Here is a 12,034-nt window from a genome sequence, read left to right as displayed (position 1 = left end):
TCAAAATCGTTGTTTTAACCAAGCTATGGCCTTGGTTACGCCTTGCTCTTGGGCTAATTGGGTCGCAAGCTGCTGCGCTGCTGCATGATAATCATCGCGCTCAATCAAGCTGCGCAGCAAATTAGCGAGCTGCGTAATTTGCAATTGGTTGGCTGGCACAGGCGCTGGCCCCGCTTTAAGATCATACACCCGCTGACCCCAAAAGTATTGGTCGCCCAAAAATGGCGTGACCAAGGCGGGCTTGCCTGCACCGAAGGCTGTAGCGGTTACGCCCGCCCCGCCATGATGCACAACCGCCGCTACCTGCTCAAATAACCAAGTATACGCTAGGCCATTGATTGCCAAACAGTTGCTGGGCAACCTGCCCTGAGCTAAATCGCCCCAGCCTTGGTTGATAATTAAGCGTACTTTGGCTTTTTGGCTGGCAGCAGTCAGCAATTGGCTCAATTCGGCACCACGCTTTTGACCATGCAGCATGCTGCCAAAACTAATGGTGATTGGCGCTGAGCCTGCTGCCAGAAATTGCTGTACTAGCGTTGGTGCTTGCCAATCTGTCGCCGCAGCCAGCGACCAATAGCCTGTGATCGTGCCATCGTCAAGCCAATTTGCTGGCGGCGGAGCGACCAACGCGCTATAGGCATACAAGGTTGGTGGCTGAAAATTGTGACTTCGTTGCCATAGTTGGCCGATACTTAGGCTTGGGCGTTGCAATATTTGCTGACGTGCTTGATTAAAGGCCATGCGCAAGACTTGCCATTGCAATTGCTCGGCCACGCGATAGCTCATTCGGCGATAGCTCGGCCATGCCAGTTGCGGCGCAAAATGATGGGCGGTTTGGCTGCTAGCAGCATAAGGGTGCAGATGTACCAAAACCACGGGAATGTGCAAATGCTCAGCTAGATGCAGCGCTGGCCACATCCCCAAACTGGAAACGATCAAACAATCGGCAGTTTGGCAGGCTGCTAGGGCATCAGCGATTAATTGACGAATAATCGGTGGCGTTTGTTGAAGAAATTGTTTGATGATTGCGCCGCGACCTGCTGCCAAGTCCACCGCCATGTGCTCAGGGTCGAGCAAGGCCGGAATTGAGCCAACCAACGGGGCAAAACGGCAGCCATAGCTTTCAACCAAACTGCGATAATCATGGGCAGCGGCGATCACGACCTGATGACCCTCAGCTTGCAAACCAAGCGCCAAGGCGATAAATGGTTGGACATCGCCGCGCGAACCAAGCGCCAAGATACAATAATTCATTGGCGAATCACTCGCCGACGTTTATTGACCAAGCCATACTCGATTGGCGCAAAATTAATGCTCATTTGGCAATTTGTACAACCATAATCCGCCAGATGCAGCTTAATCTGCTGCTCAACTGCTGCGCCAACCACCGCCTCGTCAGCCGCCGCCGCAAGCATCAATGTGATCGTAAGTTGATCGTCGTGGGTTTGGATGATTTGATATTCTTGGATGGCTGAATGCGCCAAGAGCATGGCACGGCGCAAACTATCAGGAAAGATCGCTTGACGCTGGCCGTGGCAGGTGAAATAACAGAGATCATCGCGCCGCCCCTCGATTTGCTCAACCACTGCAAAGGCGCTACCACAGCTACATGGCTGCGAACTCAACCGCAATACGTCATTTAAACGATAGCGAATAATCGGCTGAGTCCGTCGCCATAAATCGGTGATATACGGTGTAACGCGGCCTTGACCCAACTGCTCAAAATCGATAGCTACAATATCTTCTTGAAGGTGCAAATTGCCGTGAGCACACGAAATACCCAGCAAACCTTCGGTTGCTTGGTAGATTTGCTCAATTGGAATGCCAAAGTAGTTGCTGAGTTGTTGCTGTTCATCGCTAGCCAACGCATCGGCGACACTAATAATTCGTTCAGGCCGATGGGTCAATTGGCCGTTTTGGGCCGCTGCTAGCAATTGCAGCAACAAGGCTGGTGGGGCTACAATAATTGTTGGTCGATAGTCGTTGAGCGTTTGAATCTGTGGGGCTAAGGCTTGAGTCAAGTCAAAATAGCGAAATTGAATTAAACGCCCGCCTAACTGCTGATAGAGATTGCTGTTGGCTCGCAGAAAAAAGGCGATTTTGGTGGGCTTGATTTGGTGCAATGTGCGACCTAAAATCGTGCCAGCCCACAGCAATTGCTCGGCGGCGCTCACCAAAAATAAGCCGCGATGACCCGATGTGCCCGACGAAAGCCCGACCGTCAGATCGCCCAAGCGTGGCACAAAATCACGCTGTTGCTCGGCTTGTTGCGCCAAATCGAAGGCCGCCGCTGCTGGCACTTGCAACGTGTTGAATTCACGAAAATTGGCCATCATCAAGCCTTTATCGACGGCTGGCAAATTGCGCCAATCGTTAAGGTCGTGGCCCTGCCAATGCTGGCGATAGAAGGCTGAGTGTTGGGCAACCCAAGCAATCAATTGCCGTGCTTTGGTAGCTTGAAAGGCTGGCAAGCGTTCGGCATTGAGCCGTTGCCAACGCCAACGTGCCTGCCCAAAATGGTAGCCCATAGTCAACACATCGCTGATACTCACGCCGTCGCAACCTCGCTGGCATAAATTTCTGGGCAATGACAGGGCACAATCAGCACTTCAGGGTAGGCTTGGGCAAAGGCGCTCAAACGGGCCAACGTTGTGGCCATGGCCTTGGCATCGTCGATCATAAAATAGGTGATTGGGTGGGGCAACACTTGTTCGCGAATTGCCCGCGAATGCCAAGCGCCATCGGCTGCCAACAAGATTGGGCGCGAATTGGCGATATACATGCCGATTTGGCCCTGTGCATGGCCAGGCAATTCGACCAAACGTAACAAGCTATCGCCAAACAAATCGTGGGTATTGCCCAAGGCAAACAGGGGTTGGTCGCGAAATTCATGAATTAAATGTAGTCGTTGATGCCAACCTTGGGGAAACAAATGGGGAATAATCCCCCGTCGCAAGGCATCAATCCCTTGAACCTGGCTGAGCAATTCAAAAGCCGTGGCTGACATGTAAATTTGGGCTTGCGGAAAATCGGCCAAAGCGGCTACATGGTCGGCGTGAGCATGCGAAAGCACAATCCAACCAATATCGGCGGCGCTCAAGCCATAGCGTGGCAATTGATTGACTACTTCTAATTCAGGCGCTAATTGCAAGGGCGTTGCCTGGCGATAGAGCGACCACGGCAAATGCTGGGTTGCGCTGATCATCGCTTGGCTATACCCAACATCAAACAAGCCCCAGCCACGTTGAGGATGCTCAATCAAGGCCACAACTGCATGGCAATCGAGCATGCGGCGACTGCCATCACGCAGCACATGAAATTCGGGGACGCGACAAATTCCAGTATCCAGTAATATCACTTGCATTGGTTAAACTCCCTTGGTTGGTTGTTTAAGCGCGGCGATGGTGCGTTGAATCCCCGTTTCAAGGCTGACCAACGGCTGATAACCCAAATCATGTTGGGCGGCAACCAGTGAGTGAGTTTGGCTGCGGGCCAGCGCCAACACACTGTAGCGCGTCAATAATGGCTCACGTCGGGTTAGCACGCTGATGCTTTCCATAATTCGTGCCACGGCTAAGGCTAGCGACAAGGGCATTGGCTGCAACTGGCTAGGCAAACCCAATTCAGCCAACACCCGCCGAATCACCGCCCAGAGCTGGGGATGTTCGCCATTGGTGATTGTATAACACTTGCCAAGCGCTGCCGGAGCGGTTAATGCCAACTCAATTGCATGCACCACATTCGCAACGTAGGTCAAATCAACTAAATTTTGACCATTGCCAAATTGACGTAAGCGGCCAGCGCGGGCGGCGGCAATAATCCGTGGCAATAAGGCTTGGTCGCCCTCGCCAAAAATTGCCTTAGGCCGCAAAATCACGCTGGGCGTAGAATGCTTGAGCACCAATTGTTCTGCTTGCTGTTTGCTGGCCGAATACAGCGAAATTGGCCGTGCTGGGTAAGGCAGCGTATCCAGCAAATCAAACTGATCGCGGCCATTGGAAAGAACGCTTGGTGATGAAATAAACACCAAGCGTCCGACCTTCTGCGCAGCACAACCAGCTAGTACATTGGCTGTACCATCAACGTTAATGGTTTGAAAATCGCTGCGACTGCCCCAAGGAGCCGAAAGTGCCGCGCTATGCACCACCACATCGCAACCAGCACAGGCCGCAATCAGCGTAGCGCGATCGCGCAGATCGGCCTTGATTGGCTGAATGCCAGCGCTCAGCAGGTGTGGAACCTGCTCCCAGCGGCGACCCAAGCCCAATACCGTATGCCCAGCTTTTTGCAAAGCCAACGCGGTGTGCGCACCTAAAAAACCAGTAGCTCCTGTGACTAAGATTCGCATTGTAAGCTACGTCCCAAATTGGCGGTCGCCAGCATCGCCCAAGCCTGGCACAATATAGCCTTGCTCGTTCAATCGCTCATCAAGCGCTGCCAAATGAATCTCCACGTCGGGGTGAGCAGTTTGCAAGCGTTCTACCCCTTCAGGTGCGGCGATTAACCCCAAGAATTTAATTTTGGCTGCGCCCCAAGCCTTCAAAATATCGACTGCAGCAACTGCCGAGCCGCCAGTTGCCAACATTGGGTCGAGAATCAAACAGACATCAATATCTGGCTGAGCTGGCAATTTATTGTAATAGGTGACTGGCTCAAGCGTGTTGTGGTCGCGATAGAGACCCAAATGCCATACATGGGCGGTTGGCAAAAGGTCGATAACTGGCTCGACCATGCCCAGTCCAGCGCGTAAAATCGGAATCAAACCAATGCGGGCACCGATGGCATGACCTTGCATAGTTGAGAGCGGTGTTTGAATAGTATAGGGTGCGAGTGGCATATCTGCCGTCGCCTCATAGACCAAAAATTGCGAAATTTCCCGCACCAATTCGCGAAATTTCTTCGGTTCGCTTTCTACACGGCGTAGTAAAGCCAATTTATGTAACACCAATGGATGTGACGATACATGCAAGCCCATAACACAACCTCATACTAAAAAACAGCAGATCGTGGTTATTGTATCCCATCTTGACAAACCCCTCTTAGGCGTGGTTAAATCAACCCGTCACATTGCACTTTCACTCCTCTCTGTGGAAACGTCTTCTAGTACTTCCATCCCAACCCTAGCCTTACCCCTGCATAGCACTAAAGAGTATTGGCATATCATAGACGGATGCATCCAGTTGCGACCATAATAGTGTTGTCATTTTTCTAACGTCGATGCTTGCAATAACGCCTAATAGAAAATATTTTGTTCCATCTACATATCATATTGACATTATTTGGACAAATCCTTGACAACATCGACCATTTGTACCGCACACAAAGGAGACGGCTATGGCGCTTGAAGGTAATTTTGCTGATATGCCATTAATTGACTTGATGCATGTATTTCATCACGGGCGCAAAACCGGTCGTCTTTTGATTGCGAATGCTCCATTCAAGGCGATGTTGTGGTTTTTCGATGGTGCGATCATCAATGCAGGGGTGGTGACCCAGAATGCCCACGAACGAGTTGCGTGTGGCGAACAAGCCGTGTTTGATATGTTGGCCTGGGATGATGCCCAATTTGTCTTTTTGCCACCCAACCCGCAAGAGTCGGTGTCGGTGCAAATTCAACGTTCGATCGATTGGCTGATTATCGAAGGCTTGCGCCGCCGTGATCAACCGCAACGTTTGGCAGGCACGACCAAACTGCAACCAATTTCACGCCTACGCTTAGTGCCAATGTTGCGGCAAGCCAGCGATATTACCCTAACCATCGAAGATTGGCGCATTTTGAGCCAGTTGGTGCAAGAATTAAGTGTGGCCGAACTCGTCGAAGCCACAGGCTGGAATTACGATCAAACCCTCAAAGTGCTGCATCGTTTGATCGCCTTGAATTTGGTGGAGGTGTGTAGCGAGATTGTTGTTTCTCAGCGTTCGCTTAGCCCAGTTTTGATGGCTCCTAACCCTGAGCATATGGTTGAGAATCGGGTGCGTGGGTTGGTTCAAGCAATCAAAGCGCGGCTGCGTCGCACCAGCGCCAGTGCGTAGGAGTGACAATGGTCAATTATAAAATTGTGATCACGGGAGCATACGCGGCGGGTAAATCGCAATTTATTCGTACCGTCAGTGAAATCGATGTGGTCGATACTGATGTTCCCGTGACCCACGCCGAGGAGAAAGAACTCAAACATCATACAACCGTTGGTTTGGATTTCGGCACCTTGAGCATTGATGCCGAACAACGCTTGCTCTTATTTGGCACGCCAGGTCAAGAACGTTTTGATTTTATGTGGGAAATTTTAGCCGAAGGTTGTTTGGGCTATATTGTTTTAGTTGATAGTTGCCGACCTGCCCATTTTAACGAGACGATTGTGGTGTTGGAACGTTTTGCGGAGATGACCCCTGTGCCATTTGTGGTTGCCGCCACAAAACAAGATTTACCCGGGGCCTTGCCGCCAATGTATATTCGCCGCCGCTTGGGACTACCAACCGATATTCCGATCCTCGCTTGCGTTGCCACCGATTACCCCTCAGTGAGCGATGTGATCAGTACCTTGCTTGATCGAATCGACGTTTTAGCCCAAGATTCATCCTCCTCCTCTGAAAATAACAAGGAGCATTCTCATGGCTAGTCGTTCGGAACAAATTAATACTATTTTAGGCCAACTTGTCACAAATAACGGTAATGATATTAACGGGGCTGCATTGATTAGCTCCGATGGGATTTTAATTGGCTCACGGATGTCGGCGGATGTGAATGCCGACCGCATGGGCGCAATTGCCGCAACCATGATGGGGGTTACCACCCGCGTGGTCAACGATTTGAAAATTGGTAAAGCCAATGAGGCAATTGTCAATGCCGAAAGTGGCTATCTCTTGGTTATGCCGGTGGCTGCTCAGATGATTCTAGCAATTATTCTGCGCCAACACGCCAATTTGGGCATGATTCGGATTGAAGCTCGTGAAACAGGTCGGGCCATCGCCGAACTGATGACCGCTTAATTCAAGGAGGTAGCTCATGGCAGATCGTCAAAGTTGGAGCGTGAAGGGAACCGCCATTCTGACCGAGTTGGTAAAAATGATGGATGTTTCGGCTGCTGAAGCGCAATTACTTGGCAGTTTGCACGATGGCGCTAAAGCACAAACCACCGCCTTCACCGATGCTTTTTACAAACGCTTGTTGGGGCACGCCGCCACTGCCGAATATCTCGATGGGGTGTCGGTCGAACGCTTAACCGGGATGCTTGGTATGTGGTTTAGCGATCTGTTTCGCGGCAATTATGATGAAGCCTATGCGCAACAACGTTTGAAAATTGGCGAAATTCATGTGCGGATTGGCTTGCCTGTGCGTTATCCTTTGGCCATGCTCGATGTGATTATGCCGTTTGGTGAGCAAGTTGCTGCCACCAGTAGCGACCCCGCCAAGGCTATGACGGCATTTCGCAAGGTGTTAGCCCTCGATGTTGCCCTCTTTAATCAAGCCTACGAAGATAATCAATTGTCGCACTTGGCCGATTTGGTTGGTGGTGAGCGCTTAGCCCGTTTGCTGCTGGCTGGTCAATAAATTTGGTTGGGCTTTCCTCAATTGCGCTGTTGCAACGCTCGAATATTTGTCAGACAACCTGCAAAATCCCAAATTAAATCGTCGTGATCGAGGCGTAAGCGCTGTTCGCCAATGCTTACCTCTATCTGATTGAGCAGTGGGGTAAGTACAAATGTGCCCTGTGGCGGCGTGTTACCATCGTGTAAGCGCCGCCGCACGACGTTCATGCCCTCGCTGATTAATTGTTGACTCAGTTGTTCAAGCAAGCTATCGCCTAGCCAGAGATCGCTGATCTGTTTGGCATGAATTAGCTGTTGCCAGTTGGTGCTGATGAAGGTAATGCGCCGAAAGCGCTGGGCCATAATTGGCTGAGGCAATGCTTGCAAGGCTCCAACTTCAAGCCGCCAATAACGTTCGTGGGCACGCGGATGCTCAGGTTGCTCAGGGATGAGTTGGCTGCGCGTGGCTTGGCTCACCTGCGCAATTGGCGCATACCAGCGAATTTGACCACCCTCAGCACCAAAGGCTTTGGTTTGATACCATGCCAACATGCCAGCCGCCATCCGGCGCGGAGCATGGGCCAGCGGAACACGATACCAGTGCTCTTGTTGAATTCGCTGCCAATCGGCGTGGTTATTCAAAACGGCGACTAAAACAGGTGTGTTGGCCTCAGGCATACGTTACTCCACATCAGAAATCTCAGCTGCAAAGCGTTGCAAATCGTTGCGTGCCCGTTCAATTGCCAAATCTCCAGCTTTAACCTCAAGCATCAGATCATATTCGCGCTGATATGGCAGGCGCAGCAGGCTAATCAATTCAAATGGATTGGCCAAATCGCTGTGTTCATGCCAGGTTGGCAATAGCAGTTGTTGGCGCTGCCCAAGCCGAATTTCGGTTCGCGGTGAGCTAAAATGCGCTTTGGGCTTGCGCTGAACTGGCCAAGTTGCTAAAGCATAATTTAAGGCTTCAGCATCATTCAATTGTGCTGGATTGTAAAGTTGATGATGCAGCCAATCGAAAATTACGGGAATGCTGGTTTGCGCATGAATATGCAAAGCATCGAGCAAACTCCAGACCCGACCATCGGCCTCAAGGGCTAAAACATTGATTACTGCTGGCTCAAGTTGTTGCAAGCTGGCGACGCTTTGGGCTAAGGCACTCGCTCGATCACCATATTGCGCCCCAATATGCACCACGATCACTGGATCATCACTACCCAAATTGGTTAAATAGGCTGCGGCGCTAGTGAGATAATTCAGCGCATATTGGCGAATTTGGGGATCATGACTGTTGAGCAGCACATTGCTGGGCACATGATAGGTTAGGCGAATGTTGGCTTGTTGGGCATAATTGCCGATTAATTGGAATTGTTCGGCGGCTTCGGGCCAGGTATTGAGCAATTCGTATGGCCAAGCAGGCAAGCGATAACAATGAATCTGTTGTTGTTCAAGATAGCGTAGCACATCATAAAGATACAAGACCCATTGGCTTAACTGCTGCTGGTTGGGTGCTTGCAAATCAGGGCGTTTGAGAATCCGGCCACTCAAGCCCAGATAACGCATTGGTAACTCCACAAAGGCTAGTTTGGGTGAAGACTTCCAGCCTTTGTGGAATGGATGCTATGCAGAACATAGCTGGTAAATCTATTCACTCACTGTATTAGATACAAACCATGGCGATTTTTCGCATGCAAGCATAGGCAATTTGCGAAATTGGCCGAAAGTTGCATAATTATTTTTTGGATGATGCGCCTAACTAGGAGCAGGTGATGGTTACAACTACCCAGCGATTTCAATTGTTGGCCTTTGATTTAGATGGAACCTTGGTCGATTCGGCTCAAGGGATTGTGGATACCGTGAATCAAGTGCTGGCTGAGCATGGTTTTGCGACTGCGGCCTATAGCCAGATGGCTCCATGGATTGGCTTGCCTTTGCAGGTATTTTGGGAGCGCTTGACTGATTTTCAGCCTGAAAACTATGGAATTTTGACCGAGCGTTATCGCACGATTTACCGTGAAATTGCGATTCCAAGCAGTCGCTTGTTTGCAGGCGTGGCCGAAACGATCGATCAACTTAAAGCAGCAGGCTATCGTTTGACGATTGCTAGCTCGAAAATCACGCCTGTGAGTAGCGCAGTGCTGCAACAAGTTGGCTTGTTTGACTATTTTGATTTGCTGATGGGCAACGATTCGGTCAGCCAACCCAAGCCCCATGCCGAAATGCTGGCTAAAACGTTGGCCTATTTTGGGCTGAATCCAACCCAAGCCTTGATGATTGGCGATACCACCCATGATATTACGCTTGGTCACAACGCCCACGTTGCTAGTTTGGCAGTTACGACTGGCACCCATGATCTGGCAACATTAACTGCCGCCCAACCACTGGCCATTTTGAATCAGCTGAGTGAACTGCCTGCGTGGTTGGCGCAACCAGCCTGAATGGTACAATAACAACATCTCAACTTCTGGAGGATTGTATGCCACAATATAAAAATCGTATGTATCGCAAGGAATGGCTCTCGGAACGCCGTAAATTGGCGCGAGCTTTAGAAGGCCTCGAACAAAATTGGGATCTTGAGGCCGAAGGAATTGTCTTACCAACTGACGATGATGGTGCTACCTTGACGGTTGAGCAATTGCGCGAACGAATTGCCGACCTTGATGGCAAGCTTGAGCGCTATCCCAACCCACAAAAGTAGGTTGATTTCTGATAGTGTATTTGCTAAAGCCACTTGCGTTCGGCCAATCACAGCCGTATCATGGTTTATGGCGGCGACTGTTGATCGATGGGATGAACAGCGGCGACCAAACTAAGGAGTAATCAACGATGATTCGTACCCTCGTGCATGCCAAAATTCACCGGGCAACCGTAACTGGTGCAGACCTCAATTATGTTGGTTCGATAACCATTGATGAGGATCTGTTGGAAGCAGCCGGAATTTGGCCGTTTGAACGGGTTCAGGTAGTCGATGTCAATAATGGAGCACGCCTCGAAACCTATGCAATCGTGGGCGAACGTGGCTCAGGCACGATTCAACTCAACGGTGCTGCGGCGCACTTGGTCAATGTTGGCGATTTGGTGATCATCATGGCCTATGCCCAAGTTGATGCTAAGCCCGAAGAGTGGGAGCCAACCGTGGTGTTTGTGGATGAACAAAACGCGATTACCGAGGTTAAGGCTTTGTTGCCGGTTGGTGGTCGCTAGTTGTTGCGAGGAGTGTGCCATGGATTGGGTTTTGCGACCCATCCATGGCCTTTTTTATGACTCTACTTGCTGTTGCTGATGCTCAAGCGGCGATTCTTGAGCGCATGACCACCCTTGCCAGCGAATCGATCGAATTAACTACTGCCTTAGGTCGCGTGCTGGCCGCGCCAATCTATGCCGACCGCGATGCCCCACCCTTTGCCAATTCGGCCATGGATGGCTATGCGGTGTTGGTCGCTGATTTGAACACTGCCAGCGCTGACAATCCAGTGGCGTTGCAGATTATCGAGCGGGTGGCGGCGGGCGCTGTGCCGCAACAACAATTGCGAGCTGGTAGCGCGATTCGGATTATGACTGGGGCGCAAGTGCCTGCCAATGCTGAGGCAGTTGTGCCATTTGAAGAAACCGATGAAGGCCAAGCTAATGCCCAAACTGAGGTTGTGCGCATGTTCCAGCCAACCCAGCATGGCAATAATATTCGGCCTGCTGGCGAGGATATGCAGGCTGGTAGCTTGGTTTTAGCGGCTGGTCAAGTTATTAATCCTGGCAGTATGGGGGTTTTGGCAACCATTGGCGCGTCCCAAGTGCCAGTCTTTCGCCAACCACGGGTAGCGATTATTGCCACTGGCGATGAATTGGTTGATGTTGGCGTTGAGCCAAAGGCTGGCCAAATTCGCAACTCGAATGGCTATGCTAACGCCGCCCAAGTGCGTGAAGCTGGGGCAATTCCAATTATGTTGCCGATTGTGCCCGATAATGCTGCTGCCTTGCGAGCAACTTTAGCGCAAGCTGTAGCCCAAGCCGATGTATTATTGACTTCTGGCGGTGTGTCGGTTGGTGATTACGATTTGGTCAAGCAAATTTTGAACGAAGTGGGCAAATTGGAATTTTGGCGAGTGCGTATGCGTCCAGGCAAGCCCTTGGCCTTTGGCTCGATCGATGGCAAACCAATTTTTGGCTTGCCTGGCAATCCAGTTTCGGCCATGGTTTGTTTTGAGTTATTTGTACGGCCAGCGTTGCGGAAGATCGGCGGATATCAACAATTGCTCCGCCCAAGCGTTTGGGCGAAGTTACTTGATGCCGATTTGGAAAGTAACGAGCGTCGTCAATATCTGCGGGTGATCGTTAAAAGCAGCGCCACTGGCTTAACCGCTGAATTAACTGGGGCACAAGGTTCGGGTTTGGTTAGCTCGATGGCGCGAGCCAATGGTTTACTGATTGTGCCCGAAGCAGGGCAGGGCATTAATCGTGGTGAAATGGCCGAAGTTGTGTTATTTGGGGAACTGCACTAGTTGAGGGAGCG

General features: G+C 50.8%; 15 protein-coding genes. 8 read left to right on the top strand and 7 right to left on the bottom strand.

Features of this window, described 5'->3' with window-relative positions:
- The 5 genes from LCH85_10335 to upp are packed head-to-tail and all read right to left on the bottom strand — an operon-like array spanning nt 1 to nt 4,975.
- Nucleotides 1-1,254 carry a glycosyltransferase gene (locus tag LCH85_10335; protein MCA0352382.1) on the bottom strand — a complete coding sequence of 418 codons (1,254 nt, stop codon included), beginning with the start codon at nt 1,252-1,254 and terminating at the stop codon, nt 1-3.
- Nucleotides 1,251-2,552: an adenylate cyclase gene (locus LCH85_10330; GenBank protein ID MCA0352381.1), complete on the bottom strand. Its 1,302-nt coding sequence runs from the start codon at nt 2,550-2,552 to the stop codon at nt 1,251-1,253. Before LCH85_10330 ends, LCH85_10335 begins: the two co-directional genes overlap by 4 nt.
- Nucleotides 2,549-3,364: an MBL fold metallo-hydrolase gene (locus LCH85_10325; protein ID MCA0352380.1), complete on the bottom strand. Its 816-nt coding sequence runs from the start codon at nt 3,362-3,364 to the stop codon at nt 2,549-2,551. Before LCH85_10325 ends, LCH85_10330 begins: the two co-directional genes overlap by 4 nt.
- Before the next feature lie 3 nt (nt 3,365-3,367).
- Nucleotides 3,368-4,348 carry an NAD-dependent epimerase/dehydratase family protein gene (locus LCH85_10320; protein MCA0352379.1) on the bottom strand — a complete coding sequence of 327 codons (981 nt, stop codon included), beginning with the start codon at nt 4,346-4,348 and terminating at the stop codon, nt 3,368-3,370.
- Between the two features lie 6 nt (nt 4,349-4,354).
- On the bottom strand, nt 4,355-4,975 hold the full coding sequence (gene upp, locus LCH85_10315) for a uracil phosphoribosyltransferase (protein MCA0352378.1): 621 nt from the start codon (nt 4,973-4,975) through the stop codon (nt 4,355-4,357).
- Between the two features lie 359 nt (nt 4,976-5,334).
- On the opposite strand from upp, the gene LCH85_10310 reads away from it, so the two are divergent.
- The 4 genes from LCH85_10310 to LCH85_10295 are packed head-to-tail and all read left to right on the top strand — an operon-like array spanning nt 5,335 to nt 7,549.
- Entirely contained in the window at nt 5,335-6,033 is a 699-nt protein-coding gene (locus LCH85_10310; protein ID MCA0352377.1) for a DUF4388 domain-containing protein, read from the top strand.
- An 8-nt stretch (nt 6,034-6,041) separates the two neighbouring features.
- Entirely contained in the window at nt 6,042-6,617 is a 576-nt protein-coding gene (locus tag LCH85_10305; protein MCA0352376.1) for an ATP/GTP-binding protein, read from the top strand.
- Nucleotides 6,610-6,987 carry a roadblock/LC7 domain-containing protein gene (locus tag LCH85_10300; protein MCA0352375.1) on the top strand — a complete coding sequence of 126 codons (378 nt, stop codon included), beginning with the start codon at nt 6,610-6,612 and terminating at the stop codon, nt 6,985-6,987. Before LCH85_10305 ends, LCH85_10300 begins: the two co-directional genes overlap by 8 nt.
- A 16-nt stretch (nt 6,988-7,003) precedes the next feature.
- Nucleotides 7,004-7,549, top strand: coding sequence for a Globin-coupled histidine kinase (locus LCH85_10295; GenBank protein ID MCA0352374.1), 546 nt, complete (start codon nt 7,004-7,006; stop codon nt 7,547-7,549).
- A gap of 17 nt (nt 7,550-7,566) precedes the next feature.
- Here LCH85_10295 and LCH85_10290 read toward each other — a convergent pair whose 3' ends face one another.
- A complete protein-coding gene (locus LCH85_10290) occupies nt 7,567-8,205 on the bottom strand; it encodes a hypothetical protein (protein MCA0352373.1) in 639 nt (212 codons plus the stop codon).
- Nucleotides 8,206-8,208: 3 nt separating this feature from the next.
- Nucleotides 8,209-9,090, bottom strand: a complete 882-nt coding sequence (locus LCH85_10285) for a hypothetical protein (protein MCA0352372.1) — start codon at nt 9,088-9,090, stop codon at nt 8,209-8,211.
- Nucleotides 9,091-9,296: 206 nt separating this feature from the next.
- Here LCH85_10285 and LCH85_10280 point away from each other — a divergent pair, with 206 nt between their 5' ends.
- The 4 genes from LCH85_10280 (at nt 9,297) to LCH85_10265 (ending at nt 12,023) form a co-directional block, all read left to right on the top strand.
- Nucleotides 9,297-9,965, top strand: coding sequence for an HAD-IA family hydrolase (locus LCH85_10280; GenBank protein ID MCA0352371.1), 669 nt, complete (start codon nt 9,297-9,299; stop codon nt 9,963-9,965).
- Nucleotides 9,966-10,003: 38 nt separating this feature from the next.
- A complete protein-coding gene (locus tag LCH85_10275) occupies nt 10,004-10,225 on the top strand; it encodes a hypothetical protein (GenBank protein ID MCA0352370.1) in 222 nt (73 codons plus the stop codon).
- A 128-nt stretch (nt 10,226-10,353) separates the two neighbouring features.
- Complete coding sequence (locus LCH85_10270; GenBank protein ID MCA0352369.1) at nt 10,354-10,731, top strand: aspartate 1-decarboxylase; 378 nt, start codon at nt 10,354-10,356, stop codon at nt 10,729-10,731.
- A gap of 56 nt (nt 10,732-10,787) precedes the next feature.
- Nucleotides 10,788-12,023 carry a molybdopterin molybdotransferase MoeA gene (locus LCH85_10265; GenBank protein MCA0352368.1) on the top strand — a complete coding sequence of 412 codons (1,236 nt, stop codon included), beginning with the start codon at nt 10,788-10,790 and terminating at the stop codon, nt 12,021-12,023.
- The last annotated feature ends 11 nt before the right edge of the window (nt 12,024-12,034 follow it).

The sequence above is a fragment of the Chloroflexota bacterium genome, from assembly GCA_020161265.1.
In the GTDB taxonomy this organism is placed as follows: Bacteria; Chloroflexota; Chloroflexia; order Chloroflexales; family Herpetosiphonaceae; genus Herpetosiphon.
This window is presented reverse-complemented; position numbering and strand designations above follow the sequence as displayed.

Bases quoted from the DNA above. Each gene is read 5' to 3' on its own strand.
- LCH85_10335 (MCA0352382.1), bottom strand. From the start codon at position 1,254: ATGAATTATTGTATCTTGGCGCTTGGTTCGCGCGGCGATGTCCAACCA.
- LCH85_10325 (MCA0352380.1), bottom strand. From the start codon at position 3,364: ATGCAAGTGATATTACTGGATACTGGAATTTGTCGCGTCCCCGAATTT.
- LCH85_10320 (MCA0352379.1), bottom strand. From the start codon at position 4,348: ATGCGAATCTTAGTCACAGGAGCTACTGGTTTTTTAGGTGCGCACACC.
- upp (MCA0352378.1), bottom strand. From the start codon at position 4,975: ATGGGCTTGCATGTATCGTCACATCCATTGGTGTTACATAAATTGGCT.
- LCH85_10310 (MCA0352377.1), top strand. From the start codon at position 5,335: ATGGCGCTTGAAGGTAATTTTGCTGATATGCCATTAATTGACTTGATG.
- LCH85_10305 (MCA0352376.1), top strand. From the start codon at position 6,042: ATGGTCAATTATAAAATTGTGATCACGGGAGCATACGCGGCGGGTAAA.
- LCH85_10300 (MCA0352375.1), top strand. From the start codon at position 6,610: ATGGCTAGTCGTTCGGAACAAATTAATACTATTTTAGGCCAACTTGTC.
- LCH85_10295 (MCA0352374.1), top strand. From the start codon at position 7,004: ATGGCAGATCGTCAAAGTTGGAGCGTGAAGGGAACCGCCATTCTGACC.
- LCH85_10290 (MCA0352373.1), bottom strand. From the start codon at position 8,205: ATGCCTGAGGCCAACACACCTGTTTTAGTCGCCGTTTTGAATAACCAC.
- LCH85_10285 (MCA0352372.1), bottom strand. From the start codon at position 9,090: ATGCGTTATCTGGGCTTGAGTGGCCGGATTCTCAAACGCCCTGATTTG.
- LCH85_10280 (MCA0352371.1), top strand. From the start codon at position 9,297: ATGGTTACAACTACCCAGCGATTTCAATTGTTGGCCTTTGATTTAGAT.
- LCH85_10275 (MCA0352370.1), top strand. From the start codon at position 10,004: ATGCCACAATATAAAAATCGTATGTATCGCAAGGAATGGCTCTCGGAA.
- LCH85_10270 (MCA0352369.1), top strand. From the start codon at position 10,354: ATGATTCGTACCCTCGTGCATGCCAAAATTCACCGGGCAACCGTAACT.
- LCH85_10265 (MCA0352368.1), top strand. From the start codon at position 10,788: ATGACTCTACTTGCTGTTGCTGATGCTCAAGCGGCGATTCTTGAGCGC.